The organism is Sporosarcina koreensis (genome assembly GCF_042655825.1).
In the GTDB taxonomy this organism is placed as follows: Bacteria; Bacillota; Bacilli; order Bacillales_A; family Planococcaceae; genus Sporosarcina; species Sporosarcina koreensis.
Genome location: NZ_JBHSNP010000002.1, coordinates 389,506 through 411,403 on the forward strand (window position 1 = coordinate 389,506; position 21,898 = coordinate 411,403).

Annotated in this window: 26 protein-coding genes and 1 pseudogene; 16 read left to right on the forward strand and 11 right to left on the reverse strand. The window is 47.0% G+C overall.

All coding sequences use genetic code 11. The features are described from left to right. The first annotated feature begins 5 nt into the window (after window positions 1-5). The 7 genes and pseudogenes from ACFPTP_RS02045 to ACFPTP_RS02075 all read left to right on the forward strand — a co-directional run bounded on the left by ACFPTP_RS02045 (window position 6) and on the right by ACFPTP_RS02075 (window position 4,101). Window positions 6-713: a nucleotidyltransferase domain-containing protein gene (locus ACFPTP_RS02045; protein ID WP_381441924.1), complete on the forward strand. Its 708-nt coding sequence runs from the start codon at window positions 6-8 to the stop codon at window positions 711-713. Between the two features lie 10 nt (window positions 714-723). Next, window positions 724-1,227 (forward strand): annotated as a pseudogene (locus ACFPTP_RS02050) (NUDIX hydrolase). 17 nt (window positions 1,228-1,244) lie between these two features. Beyond that, the gene (locus ACFPTP_RS02055) at window positions 1,245-1,700 is read left to right on the forward strand and encodes a GNAT family N-acetyltransferase (RefSeq protein ID WP_381441739.1); all 456 of its coding nucleotides are present in this window, start codon (window positions 1,245-1,247) and stop codon (window positions 1,698-1,700) included. Between the two features lie 18 nt (window positions 1,701-1,718). After that, window positions 1,719-2,684: a S66 family peptidase gene (locus tag ACFPTP_RS02060; RefSeq protein WP_381441741.1), complete on the forward strand. Its 966-nt coding sequence runs from the start codon at window positions 1,719-1,721 to the stop codon at window positions 2,682-2,684. A gap of 21 nt (window positions 2,685-2,705) precedes the next feature. Continuing rightward, window positions 2,706-2,996: a hypothetical protein gene (locus ACFPTP_RS02065; protein WP_381441742.1), complete on the forward strand. Its 291-nt coding sequence runs from the start codon at window positions 2,706-2,708 to the stop codon at window positions 2,994-2,996. A gap of 207 nt (window positions 2,997-3,203) precedes the next feature. Further along, window positions 3,204-3,590 carry a hypothetical protein gene (locus ACFPTP_RS02070; protein WP_381441744.1) on the forward strand — a complete coding sequence of 129 codons (387 nt, stop codon included), beginning with the start codon at window positions 3,204-3,206 and terminating at the stop codon, window positions 3,588-3,590. Window positions 3,591-3,720: 130 nt separating this feature from the next. Beyond that, window positions 3,721-4,101, forward strand: coding sequence for a CopG family transcriptional regulator (locus ACFPTP_RS02075; protein ID WP_381441745.1), 381 nt, complete (start codon window positions 3,721-3,723; stop codon window positions 4,099-4,101). A gap of 44 nt (window positions 4,102-4,145) precedes the next feature. Here the strand turns inward: ACFPTP_RS02075 and ACFPTP_RS02080 are convergent, their stop codons facing one another. The 4 genes from ACFPTP_RS02080 to dacB form a co-directional block, all read right to left on the reverse strand. Then, window positions 4,146-4,616 carry a DinB family protein gene (locus ACFPTP_RS02080; RefSeq protein WP_381441747.1) on the reverse strand — a complete coding sequence of 157 codons (471 nt, stop codon included), beginning with the start codon at window positions 4,614-4,616 and terminating at the stop codon, window positions 4,146-4,148. A gap of 23 nt (window positions 4,617-4,639) precedes the next feature. Then, window positions 4,640-4,987 (reverse strand): VOC family protein, encoded by a 348-nt coding sequence (locus tag ACFPTP_RS02085; protein WP_381441748.1) that lies wholly within the window; start codon window positions 4,985-4,987, stop codon window positions 4,640-4,642. Between the two features lie 19 nt (window positions 4,988-5,006). Next, a complete protein-coding gene (locus ACFPTP_RS02090; protein ID WP_381441750.1) occupies window positions 5,007-5,900 on the reverse strand; it encodes a hypothetical protein in 894 nt (297 codons plus the stop codon). A gap of 198 nt (window positions 5,901-6,098) precedes the next feature. Beyond that, window positions 6,099-7,625, reverse strand: coding sequence for a D-alanyl-D-alanine carboxypeptidase/D-alanyl-D-alanine endopeptidase (gene dacB / locus ACFPTP_RS02095; protein WP_381441751.1), 1,527 nt, complete (start codon window positions 7,623-7,625; stop codon window positions 6,099-6,101). 344 nt (window positions 7,626-7,969) lie between these two features. Between dacB and pxpB the strand changes: the two genes are divergently transcribed. From pxpB to ACFPTP_RS02110, 3 genes are read left to right on the forward strand one after another with little or no spacing between them, the layout of a single operon-like run. Further along, on the forward strand, window positions 7,970-8,671 hold the full coding sequence (pxpB, locus tag ACFPTP_RS02100; protein ID WP_381441753.1) for a 5-oxoprolinase subunit PxpB: 702 nt from the start codon (window positions 7,970-7,972) through the stop codon (window positions 8,669-8,671). Then, on the forward strand, window positions 8,668-9,660 hold the full coding sequence (locus ACFPTP_RS02105; protein WP_381441754.1) for a 5-oxoprolinase subunit C family protein: 993 nt from the start codon (window positions 8,668-8,670) through the stop codon (window positions 9,658-9,660). The genes pxpB and ACFPTP_RS02105 overlap by 4 nt, the downstream gene beginning before the upstream one ends. A gap of 11 nt (window positions 9,661-9,671) precedes the next feature. Beyond that, complete coding sequence (locus tag ACFPTP_RS02110; protein WP_381441756.1) at window positions 9,672-10,442, forward strand: LamB/YcsF family protein; 771 nt, start codon at window positions 9,672-9,674, stop codon at window positions 10,440-10,442. On the opposite strand, the gene ACFPTP_RS02115 is transcribed toward ACFPTP_RS02110, so the two are convergent. Then, window positions 10,437-10,682: a hypothetical protein gene (locus ACFPTP_RS02115; RefSeq protein WP_381441757.1), complete on the reverse strand. Its 246-nt coding sequence runs from the start codon at window positions 10,680-10,682 to the stop codon at window positions 10,437-10,439. The genes ACFPTP_RS02110 and ACFPTP_RS02115 overlap by 6 nt on opposite strands. Next, a complete protein-coding gene (locus ACFPTP_RS02120) occupies window positions 10,675-11,394 on the reverse strand; it encodes a YebC/PmpR family DNA-binding transcriptional regulator (RefSeq protein WP_381441927.1) in 720 nt (239 codons plus the stop codon). Before ACFPTP_RS02120 ends, ACFPTP_RS02115 begins: the two co-directional genes overlap by 8 nt. Before the next feature lie 332 nt (window positions 11,395-11,726). On the opposite strand from ACFPTP_RS02120, the gene ACFPTP_RS02125 reads away from it, so the two are divergent. Both ACFPTP_RS02125 and ACFPTP_RS02130 read left to right on the forward strand, forming a co-directional pair. Beyond that, window positions 11,727-12,407, forward strand: a complete 681-nt coding sequence (locus ACFPTP_RS02125) for a phosphoribosylaminoimidazolesuccinocarboxamide synthase (protein WP_381441759.1) — start codon at window positions 11,727-11,729, stop codon at window positions 12,405-12,407. Window positions 12,408-12,555: 148 nt separating this feature from the next. Beyond that, entirely contained in the window at window positions 12,556-13,113 is a 558-nt protein-coding gene (locus ACFPTP_RS02130) for a superoxide dismutase family protein (RefSeq protein ID WP_381441760.1), read from the forward strand. Between the two features lie 42 nt (window positions 13,114-13,155). Here ACFPTP_RS02130 and ACFPTP_RS02135 read toward each other — a convergent pair whose 3' ends face one another. Continuing rightward, on the reverse strand, window positions 13,156-14,295 hold the full coding sequence (locus ACFPTP_RS02135; protein ID WP_381441762.1) for a zinc-dependent alcohol dehydrogenase: 1,140 nt from the start codon (window positions 14,293-14,295) through the stop codon (window positions 13,156-13,158). A gap of 69 nt (window positions 14,296-14,364) precedes the next feature. Next, window positions 14,365-15,495 (reverse strand): CAP domain-containing protein, encoded by a 1,131-nt coding sequence (locus ACFPTP_RS02140; RefSeq protein ID WP_381441763.1) that lies wholly within the window; start codon window positions 15,493-15,495, stop codon window positions 14,365-14,367. 128 nt (window positions 15,496-15,623) lie between these two features. On the opposite strand from ACFPTP_RS02140, the gene ACFPTP_RS02145 reads away from it, so the two are divergent. The 4 genes from ACFPTP_RS02145 to ACFPTP_RS02160 all read left to right on the forward strand — a co-directional run bounded on the left by ACFPTP_RS02145 (window position 15,624) and on the right by ACFPTP_RS02160 (window position 17,923). Continuing rightward, window positions 15,624-16,487: a putative RNA methyltransferase gene (locus ACFPTP_RS02145; protein ID WP_381441765.1), complete on the forward strand. Its 864-nt coding sequence runs from the start codon at window positions 15,624-15,626 to the stop codon at window positions 16,485-16,487. A 135-nt stretch (window positions 16,488-16,622) separates the two neighbouring features. Further along, on the forward strand, window positions 16,623-17,273 hold the full coding sequence (locus ACFPTP_RS02150) for a pentapeptide repeat-containing protein (RefSeq protein ID WP_381441766.1): 651 nt from the start codon (window positions 16,623-16,625) through the stop codon (window positions 17,271-17,273). A 44-nt stretch (window positions 17,274-17,317) separates the two neighbouring features. After that, a complete protein-coding gene (locus tag ACFPTP_RS02155; protein ID WP_381441767.1) occupies window positions 17,318-17,782 on the forward strand; it encodes a hypothetical protein in 465 nt (154 codons plus the stop codon). Window positions 17,783-17,788: 6 nt separating this feature from the next. Then, the gene (locus ACFPTP_RS02160; protein ID WP_381441768.1) at window positions 17,789-17,923 is read left to right on the forward strand and encodes a hypothetical protein; all 135 of its coding nucleotides are present in this window, start codon (window positions 17,789-17,791) and stop codon (window positions 17,921-17,923) included. Window positions 17,924-18,204: 281 nt separating this feature from the next. Here ACFPTP_RS02160 and ACFPTP_RS02165 read toward each other — a convergent pair whose 3' ends face one another. The 3 genes from ACFPTP_RS02165 to ACFPTP_RS02175 all read right to left on the reverse strand — a co-directional run bounded on the left by ACFPTP_RS02165 (window position 18,205) and on the right by ACFPTP_RS02175 (window position 21,891). Beyond that, window positions 18,205-20,334: an MMPL family transporter gene (locus ACFPTP_RS02165; protein WP_381441770.1), complete on the reverse strand. Its 2,130-nt coding sequence runs from the start codon at window positions 20,332-20,334 to the stop codon at window positions 18,205-18,207. A gap of 190 nt (window positions 20,335-20,524) precedes the next feature. Continuing rightward, window positions 20,525-20,725, reverse strand: a complete 201-nt coding sequence (locus ACFPTP_RS02170; protein WP_060205704.1) for a cold-shock protein — start codon at window positions 20,723-20,725, stop codon at window positions 20,525-20,527. Window positions 20,726-20,892: 167 nt separating this feature from the next. Continuing rightward, complete coding sequence (locus tag ACFPTP_RS02175; protein WP_381441771.1) at window positions 20,893-21,891, reverse strand: inorganic phosphate transporter; 999 nt, start codon at window positions 21,889-21,891, stop codon at window positions 20,893-20,895. Window positions 21,892-21,898: the final 7 nt, after the last annotated feature.

Below are 21,898 nucleotides of genomic sequence, written 5' to 3' on the forward strand. Positions count from 1 at the left end.
AAAGGATGAAAAGAATGAAAGCGCCATTTGCAGCCAAACGATTTGTCGATGAATACTTCCCCCATTGCCAGGCTGCGGTCCTGGCGGGAAGCGTCGTCAGAGGAGAAGAGACACCTACATCAGATCTGGATATCGTTGTTTTTGATAATCAAATCGAAGGACCCTATCGTGAATCCCGCATCGAATATGGCTGGCCGATAGAAATATTTGTACATTCTTTAACCTCCTATAAAACCTATTTTAGAAGTGATGCCGAAAGGGCGCGCCCCTCATTGCCGCGAATGGTCGCTGAGGGGATTGTTTTAAAGGATTCCGGTATTTTATCACTCATCAAAAACGAAGCTGCTGAACTGTTGAACGAAGGGCCAGCCCCTTGGTCGGAAGTAATTTTGTTGACAAAGCGGTATATGCTGACAGACGTGCTTGGGGATTTTCTTGGAACGCAAAATGAGACGGAGGCGCTTTTCATCGCCAATACACTAGCCGAAGCAATCCATGAATTTGTTCTTCGAACGAATAGGCAATGGATAGGTGCCTCCAAATGGATCGTTCGGGCGCTGAAACAATATGACGAGGACTTTGCTGAAAGATTTGTGGCGGCATTTCAATTATTTTATAAGACCGGCAACCGGGAAGGCGTCATTCAAATTACAGATGAAGTGTTAGCACCATTTGGCGGAAGATTATTCGAAGGGTATTCTGTAGGGAAATGAGGGGGCGGCAGTGACGGTTACGTATGTTGATTGGGGCGGACATCAGTTGAAGCTCACGTGGATGCAAGGTCTAATGCCTGACCGGGAATTGATCACAAGCGTCCATGCTTTTTGTTTTCATGAGGGGAAGCTGCTCATCGTTAATTTGAATGATCGCGGTTGGGATTTTCCCGGAGGGCATATCGAGACTGGTGAAACTGTGGAAGCATGCGTCAGTCGTGAAGTGATGGAAGAGGCTTACGTGGCGGGCGATTGCACGCTTTTGGGTGCAATTGAAGTGAACCATGAAGAAAATCCGCTATAGAGTGAATCCAGCCCCTATCCGAAAGTAGGCTATCAAGTGTTTTACCGAATGGATATTACAGAGTTTTTGCCATTTGACGCAGGTTTTGAATCATCGGAGCGGATGCTAATTCAGCCTGAAGAGGCAGCCCACTATCATAAGGGCTGGCAGAAGGGTTTTGATGAAATTATGGAAGAGGCAACCCGTGTTCGTGGATTCTCTATTGAATAACAAGGCTGGTGGCTCAAATGAAGATACGAAAATTGCAGCATGATGAAGTACCGCCTTATGATCTGCTTCTACTTGCCGACCCTTCACGGGAACTCGTAGAAGCGTATATAGCGGAAGGTGAATGTTATATTGCGGAGGAAAAAGACGGCATAATCGGGGTATTTGTTATCGTACCATTAACTAAAGAAACAGTGGAGATAAAAAATATCGCAGTCTGTGAAGACAAACAAGGCCGTGGGATTGGCAAGAAGCTGTTGTTAGAAGCAATCAAGGTCGCAAAAAGCAACGGCTATAATATTTTTGAAATCGGAACGGGCAATTCAAGCATCGGTCAGCTTGCCCTCTATCAAAAATGCGGATTCCGTATTTCGGGAGTGATCAAAGATTTCTTCGTGCAGCATTACGACACGGTCATCATGGAGAACGGCATTCAATGCAAGGATATGATTCGGCTTAGGTTGGAAATTTACTAAATGAAAAGGGGGATTACGATGCGAATACCAGAGAAGTTAAAGCGAGGAGACGAAATACGGATCATCGCACCGAGTCGCAGTGCGAGCCTTTTATCCGAGGAAGGCGTTCACGCTGCAAAGGAACGATTAGAGAATTTAGGTTTTGTCGTTTCATTTGGCAAAAACGTCTTTGACAATGACTTACAAAACTCCACTTCCATTCAGCAAAGGGTGGAGGATCTGCATGAGGCATTTGCTGATAAAAGTGTAAAAGGCATTTTAACGGTCATTGGCGGTTTCAATTCAAATGAACTTCTCCCATATATAAATTATGAATTGATAAAAGAGAATCCAAAAGTTTTCTGCGGATATAGCGATATAACGGCAATCGGAACAGCGATATCAACACAAACCGGAATGGTCACATACTCAGGTCCCCATTTCTCAAGCTTTCAAATGAAAAAAGCGCAGGAATACCAAACGCATTTCTTTAAACATTGTCTCATGCAGGATTCGCCGTTTGAATTGAAGCCATCTGAACAATGGAGCGATGATGCTTGGTATTTGGATCAGGAAAACCGGGTCTTTGAGGAGACGGCATGGAAGACGTATAATGCGGGGGCTACAAGCGGCGAGCTATGGGGCGGCAATTTGTGCACGCTTAATTTGCTGCAAGGGACAAAGTATATGCCAAGAATCGAAAATGCGATTCTTTTTGTTGAAGATGATGAGATGACAATCCCTGAAACGTTCGCAAGGGATTTGACGTCTTTATTGCAAAATACGCAGTCCATAAAAGCTCTCGTAATTGGCAGATTCCAACGGGCATCAAAAATTTCTGAGGAGCAATTGCTGTTCATTCTAGACAAACATCCAATGTTGAAGGAAATTCCTGTACTTTATGACGTGGATTTCGGGCACACACAGCCAATGTTCACATTCCCGATTGGGGGAGAGGGGCAAGTGGATGCTTCAAAAGGTTTCTTGAGACTTGAGAAGTTTTAAAGGTGTGAGGGAGGAGTATTCGTGTTAATGAATTTAAATGTATGGTCATTTATAGCCGCATTACTTTGCTTTCCTTTATTGTTATTTACAATATTCACTCCTTCCATCTTTAAACTGTTTCAAATGACTGGAACGCATCCATTAAATATCGTTTTTGGTATGACAGTGATTGTATTTTTCCTTAGTCTGATCGGCTTGAAAGACGTTAGTGAATGGAAATCAATGACAAGAAGTATGGTGTCCCTAATCCTAACAGGCTTACTGATGGTGTTAATTGGTTTTATTATAACTGTTGGCGGTTTGCTCGGTTGATGTCTAGCTCCAGCGGCTAGATGCGCGGGTCATAAGTCGAAGTTGCTACATGGCAAAAGGCGCCACTTCGCATCTTCGCCTTATGCCTGTCGCATCTGAGCGAGCCGCTTCCGCTTTTCTTGTCACAAATCTGTCGGGAGACAAACAGCGGCTTTCCAATTACGCTAAAGGTAACAGATGTGAAGTTTCCGTGGGGAGGTTACTGTGGTGAGGTGGATGTTAATTCCGATGTTGCTTTTTGCCGCTGTAATGATGACAGGTTGTGTATATGAGTATACGGAGGAAGATGGCTATCGGATGGCGGTCATCAATGAAGGGTTTCCGGTTCCGAAAAATGCCTATGAACTGAAGCCGGCAGACTGCACATCGGAAATTGCGAAGTCGGCGAAATATAAGTTGAAGGGCATTGGGGATGAAGAGGGGACCCCTCCCGCAGATTATTTGGAGGAAATCCAAAGATGGGGATGGAACGAGCTTGAAGACAAGCGGGTTGGCCATGTTCATTACTTCGAGAAAAAGGGTAAAATCATGTCGCTCATCATTCAGGAAAATGTGTTTGATGTGTTTGAGATGAGTGATGATGTTGAGCTATGACAGGGGATGAAGACGAATTGAGTCTTCATCTCCTGTTTTTAAGATGAATCTTCAAATAGTCATCCGTGCACCTTCCGCACGGATGGTAATAGTGTTATGATATACATATCAAAGGAAGGGGATGGTAAGAGTGGTGGAATCTGAAAAGATTACAATCAATATGAACGTCGTCGATTTGGGGAAAGTCGATCTATTGGTTGAACAAGGGTTTTATTCCAACAGGACAGACTTCATAAGGACTGCAATTCGCAGTCAATTGGAAACGCATGCTGATGAAGTCAAGGACATTGTCATCAGGAAATCGTATGTCGTCGGGGTAGTGCGATATGGAAGAAAAGAGTTGGAAGAACTTCGCGATTCAAGGACGAAAGTAGATGTGAAGGTTGTTGGATTGCTAGTGATTGCGGAGGATGTTGATGCGGAACTTGTACACCAGACATTGACTTCGGTGCAAGTAAGAGGTGTGTTGAAGGCGAATGCGGAAGTGAAATCGGCTATACAGCAGCTATAAAAAAACGCCTCCCGGTGAATTATGACTTGGGAGGCACTTATGTGTCATTCAAACAACGCAACTTCAGGGTCCTTCCCCACACAATGTAGAAGCATGGCATGCAACTGTCCGCGGTGATGATAGAGGTGGGAAGAGATTTCTAGCAGCCACTCGAACCGTGAATAGGAAACGCCCCAGTAGGAAGTTGTCGTTTGCATTAATTCGTCCTCGGTGTAATGAAGATACCGGTTTTCCAATAAAGCAAAGTTTTCGAGCAGGGCTTCTTTCATCTCAGATGTGTTTTGAAGCCGGTTTGAGGAATAAAAGTTGCGCATCTGTTCCTCGGAAGCTTCATCTGCAATGAGCAGATCCGCCTGGCAAATCAGGGAAATATGAGCTAGCAGCTGCCTGATGGAATACTTGTTTTCCATTGGTTGTACATCTAAATCGCCTGGTTCCAATTTGTCCACCATATCAGTGATGGAGCGCACTGCTATTGAGATTTGATTCAACGTTGCCTTCACATACGTATTCATATTGTCACCTGTTCTTTCTAAAACTAGTAGGAGCAGACTTCTATACGGTTTCCATCTGGATCTTGAGCTATAAGGTATTTTGCTCCGTCTTCCATGATATTGCTCACATCGGTACCGTGAGACGTAAGATAGGCTTGCGCTTCAACTATAGATGCCGTATACAAGCTGAATAGACTGCGATTCGTTTGTTGTTCATGTTCGTGTTGATTAGTGCATAGCGTGACAGATGTGTCTCCGAATGTCACTGCTTGATAGACTCCGTTATCGTCCTTCCAACCGGGTGTCCCGCCCAACACATCGACATAAAAATGCAACGCTGAATCAAGATTTCGAACGGGAATAAAAACTGTATCAATTTTTTCAAATAGCATTGTCCTCATAATCCTTCCTTTAGGAAATTGCATCAAATGCCCTCAGAACCTTCAGATTATCAAGCGTCAGCACACCGCTCCATTCCTGCTTTGCGGTTTCCCAAACATCTTCATATCGTCCCCATGCCCATGCAGGCTTCCAGCTGCCGTCTTCCGCTTGGTTGGAAGCGAGATGCCGGATGTTTGCGGGGATGATTTCCTTAAAGTCTTCATACAAAAAAGACGCTGGGGAAGACACGACTTGAAGAGGAAGCAGGCAATAATCATGCCATTTATCCGGATTTGTCGTCACGCTGTGGCGAGCAATCTCGCGAACCCTAACGGCAATCTTCTCTGCTTCTTCCACAGGTAATTCTTTCATCAATTTCACTAAGCACTGCAATTCATGGAAGTCGTTCGTCGCTTCTTCGTTGATATACTCAACTGCGTGGCCTTTCAGCTTTTCCAGAAAATCTTCTGGAACGAGACCTTTATAATGATGAAGCAATCCGGTCATCTCAGCGCTTGGATTTCCCCATGGCCAATCGCCGCCATAATTCCACCAGATGGCACGCGGCGCGTTCTCCACTTCTTTCGGGACAATCTCCCATCCTACCTTTTCTTCATCAAATGTATTGAGAGCATATTGAATAGCTTTTTGAACCATCGGCTCCGATTCATCCGCCCCAATGCGAATCAAGTGCTGAAGCCCAATTGTCGTCGCTAACGCTGAAGATGCCTCACACCTGAAATCGGGCTCTAATCCATTTCCGAAACCGCCATCTTCGCTTTGATAAACCTTCAATTCCTCCAACACTTGCTCGCGGCTGCCATTTTCAAATTCAAATTCGAATAGCGCTTTTTCCAATGGACGTGCTTTTGATTTGAGAAAATCTGTAGCTTGAAGATATTGTTCAGTCGATAATTTCTCCAAATGAACCCCCACTTTCGAGATGAATGATTGATATGAATACTTTCGCTGTTGTCGTCAGTTAATCCTTCCTTTACAGAAATAAAACCCTAAGGCGTTTCGACCATCTGAATCCGAGCTCGAACCGCCTAATAGCCGGATTTGGAATCATGCTACAAAATAGGAAAAAGATGAAGGAGGAATTCCCTTCATCTTTTTTCATTAAAACTCATATTCTGCAAGCACTTTCGCAATTGCGTCTTCTATCGGCGTGACTGGTCCTGTAATGTAATTGTTGATCATGATGGAGAAGACTAGTTCTGTGCCGTCTTTCGCGGTGACGTATCCGGAAAGGGTGGAGACGCCTGTGATGGAGCCGGTTTTCGCTGTAACATTTCCAGCCGTCAATCCACTGCCCATCCGGTTGCGGAGCGTGCCGCCGACCATCCGATCAGGGACGCCGGCAATTGGCAGGGACGCCTCGAATGCAGGGAACCAGCTTTTCCCTTGAACGCTATACAACAGTTTCGTTAATTCATCTGCTGAAACGAGATTCTTATGGGACATGCCTGAGCCGTCGCGAAGAACTACAGTGTCCGTGTTGACGCCGAATTGCTTCAGCTTCTCCTTCATGACTGCGAGACCTGCACTCCAACTACCTTCTCCGCGTTGCACTTTACCCATTTCCTTCACCAAAGTTTCAGCATGCCCGTTGTTGCTCAACTTCATGAATGGAATGAAAAGCTCATTCAGCGGCATCGATTTTTTCGATACAAGGACAGTTGCATTGCCTGGTGTAATACCAGTCTCCATTCCACCGTTTCCGACAAATTCGATGCCTTGTTCGGCGAGCGATTTCTTAAAGACGTCAAGCGCTAACCCTGTCGGCTCCCAAACAGCTGACCATGATTGGGATCTTGTACCTTCTACAGGAATTTTCCCTTCGATGATGATTCTGTTCGTTCCGTGCTCACGCGCGATGGAGATGCTTTTCGCTTCGCCTTTCGCCACTGTTGTCGCGCGGTTTACGATTTCTACATAGTTAGTTTCCGGAGTGAGTGTCACTTTCGGAAGATCTCCTGCTTTACTGCCAGCATTAACTTCGACGATGACAGTTCCCGCATCGTAGTCTTCGTTTGGAGAAAGCGTCAGTGCAGAAACTTGTGCTCCGACGTAATTATGCTCATCCGACCAGTTCAAATCCTGTGAATAGCGGTCATCGTCATACCAGCTGTCGTCTGCAATCAGGTTGCCGTTGATTTTTTCGATCCCTTTCGCTTTCAAATCCTTTGCAAATTGGTCCAAATCATTTTTCATCAATGTCGGGTCGCCTTTACCTTTCAGATAAAGATTCCCATGAATCATTTTCCCTTTCACTTCTCCGTCCGTCAGCACTTCTGTGGAAAACTGATAATCAGGACCCAATATGTCCATTGCCGTCGATCCTGTCAGCAGTTTCATATTGGAGGCAGGGCGGAGACGGATATCTCCGAAGTTGGAATAAATCTTTTCACCTGTATCGGCTTTCCGTACGCTGACACCGGTAATCCCCCCTTGGAGCTTCGGGTCTTTCAAGATGGCGTCTATTTTCTGATCTAAAGTTGTCGAAACAATGGATGCTTCGGGAGTTGTGTCCCCGGATGCGGCGGCAGTTGAAGAAAGTGATCCTTCATGTGCTACCGGAAATAAGGCGATCAAAGCAATAGCCATTGCCAGGAAGGCCCGTTTGAGAATACTTCGCTGTTTCATTAAAATGCTCACATCCTTTCATCCTTTGTAATTTGATTGTACTTCAACAACTATAAGGTGGGTAGATTAAAATGCAGAAAATTGGCAATTGAATCATTATGCCTAAGTGGGTAGGTAGTTTTTATTAATTATATGTTTGGACAGGCGTTGCTCATACATACTGGTTGTAAGTAGAAATGCGGAAGCGGCTTGTTCAGATGCGACAGGCATAAGACGAAGATGTGAAGTGGCGCTCTTTGCCACGCAACATCTTCGACTTATGACCCGAGCATCTAGCCGCTGGAGCTGGACAAGTGATTCAGGTAGAATTATGTATATTCATACTATAAGGAAGTGTCGGCGAAATGCAGTACACTTTGTCACCATTGGGCGACCAAGCTGTTGTCATTGAAGTTGGCAAGGAGATCAATGCATCATCCGAGCGGAGAGTGAAGGCGATTGTTTCCCGGTTGGAAGCAGAACCGCCCTCTTGGATGATTGAATATATCCCTGCTTATACGACGGTCACTCTTATTTATTCGATACAGTCCTTCTTGGAAGAGGACAGTCCGTATGAAGCGGTTTGCGAGCGGATCCGTGAATTACTGAAAAATGTTGAGGAAGCGAAGACCATGCAGCAAAAGGTTGTGAAGATCCCTGTTTTATATGGCGGCGAATACGGCCCGGATCTGGATTTTGTTGCAGCGCATAATGGTTTGACCCCGAGTGAAGTCATTGCAATCCATACATCTGGTGATTACACGGTACATATGATTGGCTTTGCGCCGGGCTTTCCGTTCATTGGCGGCATGTCCGAACAGATTGGTGCTCCAAGAAGGAAGACGCCGCGGTTGAAGATACCCGCCCGTTCAGTTGGAATTGCAGGCGTGCAGACGGGTGTTTATCCGATTGAAACACCAGGGGGCTGGCAACTTATCGGCAGAACACCGCTTGAACTGTTTCTTCCGAATGAAAATCCTCCGAGCTTGCTATCGGCAGGGGATAAAATACGGTTTTACAAGATTATGAGTGAAGAGTATGAGGACCTGCGAGGTGACGCGGAATGATTGCGGTTAGTAAACCTGGTATTCATGATACGATTCAGGATTTAGGAAGGTCCGGATACCAGAAATTCGGTGTTGTGGCGGGCGGTGTCATGGATTCGTTCTCCCATCGGGTTGCGAACATGCTAGTCGGAAATGATGAGACGGAAGCGACGCTTGAAATGACGCTCGTCGGTCCGCGGCTTTTATTCGAGGTAGATGCTCTGATCGCTATTGGTGGCGGGGATTTATCCCCGAACATTGAAGGGTTGCCTGTACCGATGTGGAAACCGGTATTCATTCGAAAGGGAAGCGAGTTGCGGTTTGGAGCGGCAAGGGCAGGTAGCCGGTCGTATTTGGCGGTCGCTGGCGGGTTTCATGTACCGGTTGTGCTCGGAAGCCTTTCGACGTATGTGAAGGCGGGGCTTGGTGGGGTTGATGGAAGGACGTTGCAGAAAGGGGATAGCCTTCATGTTGCTCCGCCATCTGTGCTTTCTCGGAACTTAAAGGAAAAGCTGGCATCTAGCATGCCGTTTCATGCGACAGACTGGCAAATTGCACAGAAGCTCCTTCCGAATCTATCGAACCATTATGAGATTCGGGTCATGAGCGGAAGGCAATATGAGCTGTTTGACGAAGAAAGCCAGGAAAGGTTTTGGAATGAACCTTTCACCGTCAGTTCGCAGTCGGATCGGATGGGCTACCGAATCAGTGGTCCTGCGTTGCAGCTGATAGAGCCGATGGAAATGGTATCAGAAGCTGTCACCTATGGATCCATCCAAGTCCCGCAAGATGGGAATCCGATTATATTAGCAGCAGATCGGCAGACGACAGGCGGTTATCCGAAAATCGGACAGATGGCGACGATTGATTTCACCAAGCTTGCGCAGGCGAAGGCGGGCGATCGACTTTCATTCAAGGAAGTAACGATTGAGGAATCACAAATGCTCTTTGCGAAACAGGACAGGAATTTGAAAGAATTACGTGCGGCAATACGGGTTAAATTCAGTTAGGAGTGAGTGAAATGGGGTTTGTCGTCGATTTGAATTGTGATATGGGCGAGAGCTACGGCGCATATGTAATGGGGAATGATGAAGCGATTTTGGAGACGATCACGTCTGCGAATATCGCGTGCGGTTTTCATGCAGGCGATCCCACGACGATGCGGAGGACCGTACGGATGGCGTTAGAGAAAAGTGTCGGCATAGGTGTGCATCCGGGTTTACCGGATCTAGCCGGATTCGGTAGGCGTGAAATGGCAATTACGGCTGAAGAAGCATTCGATCTTGTTGTTTATCAAATCGGCGCATTGTCCGCATTTGTTAAGGCGGAGGGCGGGCGTTTACAGCATGTGAAGCCGCATGGTGCACTATATAATATGGCCGCTGTGAACGGAAGTCTAGCCGGGGCGATTGCGGAAGCTGTGTATAAAGTCGATCCGGAATTAATTCTCTTCGGGCTTGCAGGCAGCGAGCTGGTGAGGGCGGGGGAAAGAAACGGGTTGAAGACGGCACATGAAGTGTTCGCGGATCGGACTTATCAAGCAGACGGGACATTGACATCACGAAGGGAGCCGAACCCATTGATCACCGACCACGAAGTCGCCATTCGCCAAATCGTCCGGATGGTGAAGGAAGGAAAAGTGCGTGCGACGGATGGAACGGATATCACAATCAAGGCGGATACGATTTGTATTCATGGGGATGGGAAGACAGCGGTGGAGTTTGCGAAGGTGATACCGGGTGCTTTACGTGAGGAAGGGATTGAGGTCAGGAAGATTGGCGACTTTCTATGAATGGAAGTCGTTCGATTTCAAGTGGTCCGTGTAATACATCAGGCGGTCACCCGATGGTTTCAGGCGGTTGACGTTGAACATCAGGCGGTCACTCGATGGTATAAGGCGGTTGGCGTTGAACATCAGGCGGTCACTCGATGATTTCAGGCGGTAAAGTTCAAACATCAGGCGGTTGCCCGATGATTTCAAGCGAACAATAAAAAAACCGCCAGTCGTGGCGGTTTTTAATGTGTTATTCACCTAAATCAACATTATGATAAACTTGCTGAACGTCTTCCAAGTCGTCTAGCGCATCGATCATTTTCTCGAATTGCGCTTGTGCGTCGGCATCCAACTCTACATCGTTTTGTGCCAACATTGTTAGTTCAGCTACAGAGAATTCAGTGATGCCGGCACCTTTCAAAGCTTCTTGCACGGCATGGAATTGGTCTGGTTCTGCATAGACGATGACTGTGTCTTCTTCTTCTAAAATATCGCGGACTTCAATGTCTTCTTCCATTAGAAGTTCGAGCACTTCATCCGCAGTTTTGCCTTCCAAACCGAAAACAGCAGTCGCATCGAACATGTACGCAACGGAGCCGCTAACGCCCATGTTTCCGCCGTTTTTCCCAAATGCTGCACGCACTTCAGAAGCGGTACGGTTGACGTTATTTGTAAGCGCATCGACGATGACCATAGATCCGTTCGGGCCGAAGCCCTCGTAACGAAGCTCGTCATAGTTTTCCTCAGCGCCGCCTTTTGCCTTCTCGATTGCGCGATCAATGATCGCCCTTGGCACATTGTATGTTTTTGCCCGTTCAATGACCATTTTAAGATTTTGGTTCAACTCGGGATCAGGTTCACCCTGTTTTGCTGCCACATATAATTCACGCCCGAACTTTGCGTAAATACGACTCGTATTCGCATCCTTCGAAGCTTTTTTCTCTTTAATATTATTCCATTTCCGGCCCATCTTTTTCACACTCTCTTTCAATCTGAGCATAGATTTCATCGAGCTATTATACACCCGTTGCATGAATGCTGACAAGCGAAAAATCCTTTAAATGGAATGGCGCGAGTTCTAGTTAAGCCTTAAACTTTGCTCCAATCAAGTTTTCACTTTTTATACGATGGAAAGTGCCTTATACTATAAGTGAACAAAGAACTTTGCTATATAAGATAGACTGAGCGCAGCGAGGGAGATTGAAGACTGCCTTAATTTCTGCAAAAAACGCAGAAATTAAGGCAAATCGAACTCTGCGTGGTTCGATTCACTACATTTTCGAATAGAGAGGAAACGTGGGCATGGAACTTGTTTATAAAGGAAAGACGAAAGATGTTTATAAATTGGAAGATGGCAATGTATTATTGAAATTTAAAGATGACGTGACCGGGGAGGATGGCGTGTTTGATCCGGGCGCGAATACAGTAGGATTGACGATTGAAGGCGCGGGGCAATCGGGCTTGCGCATGACGAAGTTCTTCTTTGAAAAGTTGGCGGATAAAGGGATTCCAACACATTATGTCGGTGCGGATATCGATGCGGCGACGATGACTGTGAAGCCGGCGACCGTATTCGGTAAAGGGCTGGAAGTCATTTGCCGTTTCCGCGCTGTCGGAAGCTTCCTTCGTCGCTACGGAGCATATTGCGAAGAAGGACAACCGTTGGACGCATTCGTAGAAGTTACAATCAAAGACGATGATCGCAACGACCCGCCGATTACGAAAGATGCGCTTGCACAGCTCGGGATTTTGACGAACGAGGAATATGATATCCTTGAGCCGCTTACGAAGGAAATTTCCTCCGTCGTGAAAGAAGAGCTTGCGGCGAAGGGGCTTGAACTGTACGACATCAAGCTTGAATTCGGACGTGATCCTGAAGGGAATATCATGCTGATCGACGAAATCTCCGGTGGCAATATGCGTGTTTATAAAGATGGGGTATATATTGCTCCACTTGATCTTGAAAAATTGATGCTAGCATAAATGAAAAAACGCTGTTCATTCCAATGAAAAGGAATGTGCAGCGTTGTTTTTTGTTCCCTTCTCGACAAATTGTCGGGAAAACTTACCACTCATAAATTTTCTCCAGTTGGGCATGCTTGGCAGGAATAAATGTGGAGGAGGAATCATTGTGAAACACAAACTGGTAGTTGTACTGTTAATTAGCGTCATTCTTGTGATTGCGGGATGTGGAAAAGCAAAGCAAAAGGTGCCTGTCAGCGGGGAACAGATGGAAGCGATAGTCTCTCCATTATTGAACACGGAAGGGGAGGAAATCGGTGAAGTGACATTGGTCCAGGAGGACAAAGGAGTGCTCATCACTGTGCAGGCGGAAGACTTGCCACCTGGGACGCATGGTATCCACATCCATGAAACCGGCGTATGTACACCGCCGGACTTCACTTCCGCCGGAGCGCACTTCAATCCGACAGGGAAGCAACATGGCTTTGACAATCCGAAAGGCTTCCATTTAGGCGATTTGCCGAATATCGAAGTCCCTGAAGACGGGAAAGTGTCCATTCAGTTGCCGACAGCTGAAATCACGCTGAAGAAAGGCAAGGAAAACTCCATTCTCGATCAGGACGGAAGCGCAATCGTCATCCATGAAAAGGCGGATGACTACAAAACGGATCCGGCAGGGAATTCGGGCGCGCGTATCGCCTGCGCAGCAATTACAGGGAAGAAATAAGAAAACGGTCCATGCAATGAATGCGTGGACCGATTCTTCTGTTTACGGCTTTAAAATCACTTTTATACACTCATCTTCATGTTCATAGAAATGATGATAAGCGGCTGAGGCTTCCTCGATCGGTACGACATGCGTGATGATTTCCGTCGGATCGAATTCGCCTTTCGTAATCTTATCAAACAATGTAGGCATGTAGTGGATGACAGGCGCTTGTCCCATCTTGAGCGTAATATTCCGTTCAAACAGATTCCCGAGCGGAAACATGTTATAAAGCGATCCGTAAACGCCCGTCAGATGGATCGTCCCGAACTTGCGGACGGCCTGATAGCCGATTTCAACGGCACTTAACGTACCTCCTTGCATCTTCAACTTCTGTCCGACCTTCTCCGCGATGTTTTTCTTTCCGTCCATCCCGACACAATCGATGACGATATCGACACCGCCGCGGGTGATTTCTTTAATATGCGCGCCCATATTATCATAGTCATCGAAATTGAACGCTTCCACCTTGTTCATCTTAATAGCGTGGCGGAGCCTGTAGGGGACATGGTCGACCGCGATGACGCGTTTCGCGCCTTTCATCCACGCGAATTTCTGTGCCATCAATCCGACAGGACCGCACCCAAGAACAGCGACGGTATCGCCTTTTTTCACGCCTGCATGCTCAACGCTCCAGTAGGCGGTCGGCAACACATCGGACAGAAACAGAAGCGCCTCGTCAGGAAGCTCACAAGATTCCGGTACGACGAACGGCGTGAAATTGCCATACGGGACGCGCAAATATTCCGCCTGACCACCGGGATAATCTCCATACCGTTCTGTGAATCCGAAATACCCACCTGTATCGACATGCGGGTTGCGGTTCGAATGATCACATTGGCTCTCCATCTGATGCTCGCAATAAAAGCATTGGCCGCAAGAAATATTGAACGGAATGATGACCCGGTCGCCTTTCTTCACTTTCGTCACGTTCGGACCGGTCTCCTCAACAATTCCCATCGGTTCATGGCCGATAACATACCCCTTATGCGTCGGCAAAGCGCCTAAATAAATATGCAAATCGGATCCGCAAATGGCTGTGGATGTTACCTTGACGATAATATCATCGGGCTTCTCGATTTTCGGCGCTTCAACCTTTTTCACTTGGATATCTTTCACACCTTGGAACGTTACAGCTTTCATTCGAACTCCTCCTTCTCTATCTGTTCCTTCCTATATTCCCCAGAAGGGAGAAATATAGTCGTGAAGGATTCATGGAAGGAAAAAGTTCTCCGTATAATACGGCTGTGATTTTTCATTGAAAGCGACGCCGATACCGAGATGGCTGTAATCTTTGATTAAAATATTCTCCCGGTGCCCTTTCGAATTCATCAGCCCTTCATGCGCGAAGATGCTGCTCGACTGTCCGTACGCCAAGTTTTCACCCGCCCTGCGGAACTTGATATGATCCGCTTTCATCCGATCGAAAGGCGACAGTCCCTGCAAGTTTTCATGGCTGAAATAATCATTGATCGCCATGTCCTGGCTATGCTTGCGGGCAGTTTCGGAAATCGCATCGTCCCACTGCAAGATCGAGCGTCCGTGCCGGACACGCGCGGCGTTCGTCAAATCGAATAGCTGCTGCTCGAACCCGTTGCGCAAAGATACATCCCCGCCTGCGTACATCCCGGATTTCCTTTGTTCCAATGCGGTCGTGATGAGCTGGATGGCTGTTACGGTTTCATTCTGATGAAGATCGTAAAAAACATACATATAGACATCGCCGACTTTAAAGAGATCCATCCCTTCATTTTCTTGCAGAACATAAATGCTTAAGCCTTTTCGGATCTCCTTCATTGGCTCGCCATAAGCTTTGCGGACATCGGCTTTCGGTGTACCGTACTGGATACCCGCTTTCGACGAAATGAGGTCGTCATTCGTGTAGATTGCATTCACTTTCGATTTCTCGTCGAAGGAAATCATGACGAAGTTCTGGTAATCCTCATGGTAAGTGAACCATTCCGTGCCGTATTCATTCAATGAATAGCTTTTCGGCTCGCCCAGTTCCGCTTTCACTTGTTCCTCTGTCGCGCCGATCTCGATGTTATGGATGGACATTGCGGAGTGATCGGGCTTATCCAATATCGGCCTAGCCACTTTATCGGGAATCATCTGCTCCACTTCTGAAGACTTCGAAGATATATAAAGGAAGAATTTATCGACTGTGTTAAGAATGGAGTTCATCGTGGATGTAACGGGTTCTTTCTCCAATACATTCTCTATCTTTTCATCGACCGGATTAAGGAAGGAGAGGTCGACGTATTTCGAAACGGGCTCTTCCCATAAAGGTTTTGCAAGATAAAGTGCAACTATGAAAATGATGAACAATAAAATCCGCTTCACGGAAATCGCCTCCTTTCTAGTATTGTACCCGCTGAAGGGGCGATAGATACAGTGGGACCTATTGATAGTTTGAGTCCGGGCGGAAAGGCGGTATACTGGTAGAACAATAATGGAACGGAGCATCTGAAATGAAATTGACGAAGAAAATGCAAAGCGCCCTAGTAATGGACAAAAATATAGGACTGTTTAAATGTCCGATTTGTTCCGTGGAAATGGAAATTGAGGAGCAATCGCGTCTCGTCTGCAAGAATCTGCACTCGTTCGATGTTGCGAAAAGCGGCTACGTCAATTTGGCGCCGCAAGCGCATTCGACGAAGTATGATAAATCGCTGTTCGAAGCACGAACGGCGGTTATGAATAGCGGCTTTTTCGGACCTGTCCTTGAAAATATCATTGTCCGTTTGGACAATCATTTGACGGGAGTTGAATGTCCTGTCATCTTGGACGCGGGCTGCGGGGAAGGGACCCATTTGCAGGCGGTCCATTCACGAATGCCGGTCGGAAGTGTCAGCATCGGCATCGATCTGGCGAAGGAGGGCATTGTCGCGGCTTCGAAAGCTTATCCCGGAATCATTTGGAACGTGGCGGATCTTGCAGCCATGCCATTTGCGGATTCCAGTGTGGACGCGATATTAAATATCTTGTCGCCCGCGAATTATGCGGAATTCAACCGGCTGCTGAAACCGGGTAGCATTGTCGTGAAAGTCGTGCCGGAAAGCGGGTATTTGCAGGAATTACGCGAAGCTTTCTATGACGGGAAACAACAGAAGGAGGAAGCCGACCCGGTGGAGCGCTTCCGCGAACAGTTCGACGCGGTCGAGACAGAGCCGGTGACATATACTTTTGCCTTGCCGGAAGATCTGCTTGCGCCATTGATCCGCATGACCCCGCTCACCTGGAATGCGCGTGAGGAGCGGGTGAGAGAAGTGCTTGCGACAGGAATGAAAGAAATCACGATTGATTTGCGGGTGATTTCGGGAGTTCGAAGATAAGCTAACCAGGAAAGGGAGAGGGTAGGATGTTCAGCGGGATTAGCGCGGTTCCGAGTTGGTTTTATATGATGGCTTTCGTTGTTGTCATACTGCTCGTCATTATTATTGAATGGAAGACAAGATAGGAGGGATTGCATGGCGGAGAAAAAGGACAAGCTTGTGAAGCCGAAATTGTCGGCGGAACATGAACTATTGAGACCATCCGACATATGGAGTAGGGATAGGTTTATTGAAAAGGCAAGGTTTGAAGGCGGAGAAATGCCAAGTGCAGACGGGGAGCGCCTTGTATTCGACAATTGCGTGTTCAAGGATATGTCATTTGCGAATAGTGATTGGAGAGGCGTGGAATTCGTCGATGTTTTATTCCAAACATGCGACTTTTCGAATGTCCAAATGGAAAGCGCCATGCTCCACCGATGCGAAATCATTAATTCGAAGCTGACGGGAGCGGATATGGCCAATACCAATTTGGGCCATCTTTTGATGAAGGAAAGTGACATCCGTTATGCCAACTTCAATTTTTCGGAAATGAAAGAAGTGGAATTCGCGGGAAGCAACTTGGAGGACAGTGATTTTTACGAATGCCAGTTCAATGAGGTCCGGTTTAAAAAGTGCAAGCTCGACAATGCGAATTTCTCGGAAACCGATTTGGATGGCGTAGATTTATCCGGCAGTACATATGACCGAATCGAAGTGACAGTGCCGAAGATTGCAGGGTGCATCGTATCGATGGAGCAGGCGCTCGGCTTTGCGCGTGCACTCGGTCTGACGGTGAAGGATGAATGATGGTATACTGGAAAGACATTTGACAAAGAAAGAGTGGCCAAAGCATGCTTACATTCGAACAAAAACAGCAAATCATTGAGGAGACTTTCCCGGAACTGGTGCGGAAAGAAGTGTCGATGAAACGGCTCAATTACCATTATGAAGATAGCCTATATGATAAAACGGTCGTCGTGCAGCATCTTCATCCGAACGGCAATGGTTTTGTATATGTGGAAGGAATTCAGGGCTATGAGACGGATGATCGCGGACTCGTCAACATCCGTGAAGCGACGGAAGAGGAATTGATTGCGACGATCCGTGACGCCATCGGTGCGCTATCCACTGGGGAAGAGGAAGAAGAGCCGATTGAGGAAGTATGGGTGAATGAGCAAGGCCAAAAGCTGACATTGCTTGAGGAAGAAGGCTTTTTCAATATTTATCATGGCTACAACTTGGAGGAAGGCTTCGGTGATTACAAGGAAGCTGTTGATTATTTGAAGGAAGAGAACTTCAAACTTAGCAGGGGGTGACGCCAAATGAAGGGAAAAACGCTTGTCATCGGGCTCGTCGTCTTCGTCCTGGCAGTCGTCGCTGTCATCTATTTCGCGATGACAGCACAGTTTGATAAAGATCGGCAGGAAGACGGGGTCACAACTACAATTGTGGATTAAAATGAAAAACTGTCCGGACAAGCGTCCAGACAGTTTTTTTATCGGTTATCATCCAGCTTCAGACGGCAGCCTCTCGGGTCGCTTCGATCTTGAAAGAAAAGGCAAAAAGCGCCTTTTTTCAAGTTCTCCAGCGAACGCCGTCACGCAGAACGGCGTTTGCGAGTAAAAGCGAAGCGTTACGAGCACTATGCACGATGCCTTTATTTCTGCAAAGAACGCAGAAATACGGCAAATCGAACCCTTCGCTGTTCGATTGGCTAAACGCCGCCTTCCGCATTTGTTTAATGCCAATTTCCAGCTTTATACGGACCTTTCCTGAAAGGCATCCACCAGTTCCATTTCCCGAACAGCTTCATCAAACTAGGTACAAGCAACAAACGGATGATCGTCGCATCGATGGCTACCGCAATCGCGATACCGACGCCGATCTGTTTGACGGGCATGACATCCGTGAACGCGAATGCCCCAGTCAAAACAATCATGATCAATGCGGCGGATGTAATGATCTTGCTCGTTGTCGCAAGACCCTCGACTGTCGAATGGTCATTATCGAATGTGTTCGCGTATTCCTCCTGCATGCGTGAAATGAGGAACACTTCATAGTCCATGCTCAAGCCGAAAACGAGGCTGAAGACGAGTATCGGTATGATGAGCGCGATCGTTCCGGGATGCATCCCGAAATGACCGTATTGGAAAATATAAACGAGAATCCCGAACGTCGCAGACAGCCCGACGATGTTCATCAAAATCGCCTTCAATGGTATGAGCACCGAGCGGAACGCAATCATGAGAATGATGAACGTAGATACGAGGATAATTGCCAGCACAGATACGATATTGCCGAAAATCTCATCGAAAATCTCCTGATTGAACTTCGCTTGACCGCCAATTAGCAGATTCCATTCTGTCTGCTCCGACCAATCCCGAACCCATTGCTGCGCTTCTTCTGACGTACCTTTAGCCTTTAGCGTTATAGGAATCAATAATTGATCATCTTTCACGAATGATTCAAGAAGCGGTTCAAGCTGCGCCTTCATTTCAGGGACTTGTGCCGCTTGCTCCCACTCTTCGGGAGAAACGACTCCGCTAGCGGTGAAAATTGTCGTCAGTTTGTCTACCAGGGGATCATCGGACAAATCCTTTTCCAGCGCCTTCATTGCCTTTAAGCCTTCCGCATCAGACCAGCCGCCGTCCCGTTCCGCGATCATGTACACATTCGAGCGCTTTCCGAGCCCGAACTTGTCATCCATCAATTCATACGAAGCCCGTGTATCATAAGAGGCCGGCAGCGAATCGATCTGGGGAATCGTCAAATCCATATTTTTCACGGGAATCAAAGCGATGCCTAGCAAAACAAGTGCTGCAATCGTAATAAGGACCGGCCGCTTAATCACCGCATTGGCGAACTGCCTCCATCTGTCGGAACCGTTTTCCTTCACTTTCAGAATGCGACCATTATTCAAACGGTCGCCAAGCAGTATCAAAATCGATGGCAGCAGTGTAACCGAGCTGAGCACCGCCATGCCGACGACAATCATGCCGCCGAGCGCGATATTCTGGAAAATCTCGACTTTTATAATGAACATCGCACCAAGCCCGATAAACACGCAAAATGCCGAAAAAATGACGGACCGGCCAGCCGTCCGGATCGTTGTCGCAACTGCTTCAAGCACATCGCTCTTCAATCGCTCCTCCCGGTAGCGGCTAATGAAGAGAAGCGAAAAGTCGATGCTCAAAGCAAGACCGAGCATTGGGACGATATTCAATACGAAAATGGCCAAATCCATCTGTCCGCCAACAAGCGCCAGTACACCGAACGTCGATATGACTGTCGCCACCCCGACAATCAACGGAACCATCGACGCCATAAGCGACCCGAATGCGAAGAGAAGGACGATGATTGCGATTGGCAAACCGATCGCCTCCGCCTTCATCAAGTCGCGCTGGCTCGCACTGTTGATATCTTTTGTGATTGCTGATTGACCGGTTAATACAATACCTTTTTTATCACCAATTGCTTTCCGGATATCCGTGACGACTTTGGACATGTCTCTGTCGTTCTTTTCAAAATGAAGCAAGGCATAAGAGACATCTTTCGTATATTGCTCATCATTTTCCAGTGGGGAAACGACTTCGGACGCGAGATTCAGCTTCTCAATATCCGCCAAAGTGGATGCAATCGTTTCGTCGTGTACTTTATCGAAAACGACAAACATCGTTTCCGCAGGCAAATCGAATTTCTCGGAAGCGATCTTCATCACTTCTTCATGCTCCGCATCCATCCTGAACCCATCGCCCGCAAGCAGCCCAGGCAATCGGATCGCCATAATGGCCATTGCAATGAATAGCGCAATCCAGGCAATCATGATTGTTTTATAATACTTCGTAACAAAACGCGCTAACGTGCGCATACCATCGTCCTCCCCGAATGAATCATATCTTTCTATTCCCTTATCATAACGAAGATGTATGGAATTGTCTTTTCTAAAGGAATAGTTTAGGAGAATCGTGTCTCATGCAGGCCGTCGCGCATCAAACAAGGTCTATAACAACGAAAAAAACCACTCCCCGAAGGAAGTGGTTTTGAATGGTTAATTCAAATTAGTTTTTTTCAACGTTAGTTGCTTGAAGTCCGCGTTGACCTTGTTCGATTTCGAAAGTCACGTCTTGGCCTTCTTCAAGAGTCTTGAAGCCGTCGCCTTGGATAGCGGAGAAGTGTACGAATACATCGTCGCCATCTTCACGTTCGATGAAGCCATAACCTTTTTCTGCGTTAAACCATTTTACTTTACCTTGTTCCATGTTTGTTTCCTCCTTGTGTGCTGTGCACACATTGTGTTACTATCCTTGCTCAAGTCTTGAAGCGGTCAAGCATTGCCGTGACCATCACGCCGAACAAAAATAATTCTTCTTTATCATAACAGAGGATTTTTGGCAATGCAAGTGAAAAGTTTTTTAAAATTTTTTTATTAGAAGAACAAGTTCAAAATTTGATATACGATTGCAGCAAGGGCTGCTGAAATCGGCAACGTGATCACCCATGTGATGACGATCTTCCTTGCGACTCCCCATTTTACCCCTTTAACACGTTGCGCAGAGCCGACGCCCATGATGGCGGAAGAGATAACATGCGTCGTGCTGACAGGCAAATGGATGAGCGTTGCGCCGAAAATGATCATCGCGGATGTCAAATCGGCAGCGGCGCCGTTGACAGGACGGATTTTCATGATTTTTCCGCCGACCGTCTTGATGATCTTATATCCGCCGATCGATGTTCCGAGACCCATCGCAGTAGCAGCTGCGATCCGGACCCAAAGCTGGATGTCATCGCCCGTCTGCAATTGCGCCGCAATCAATGCCATCGTAATGATCCCCATCGCCTTTTGAGCGTCGTTCGTACCGTGCGTGAACGATTGGAGAGCGGCTGTTCCGATTTGCAAATAGCGGATCCGTTTATTCGCCTTGAATAAATTCCTGTTCCTCAATAAAACCTTGAACAGCGACATCATGAGGAACCCGCCTGCAATGGCGATGAACGGGGACAGGATGAGGGCTTCCATGATTTTAATGAAGCCGCCATAATTCAAAATGCCGAACCCTGCAGCTGAAATGGCTGCACCTGCGATCGAGCCGATCAATGCATGCGATGAACTTGACGGAATCCCGTAATACCAGGTGATCAGGTTCCATGCAATCGCAGCAGTAAGGGCTGCCAAAATGACAAGTGATCCTTTATCCAACATAAACGGATCGACAATGTCTTTGGAAATCGTCTTGGCGACTCCTGTAAACGTTAACGCACCAATGAAATTCATCGTTGCTGCCATGTAAACCGCTGTACGCGGCTTCAATGCACGCGTCGAAACCGAAGTCGCAATGGCGTTTGCTGTGTCGTGGAATCCGTTGATGAAATCGAAAGCCAACGCAAAAACAACGACAGCAATCGTGAGAACTAATATCGTATCCATGAATAGC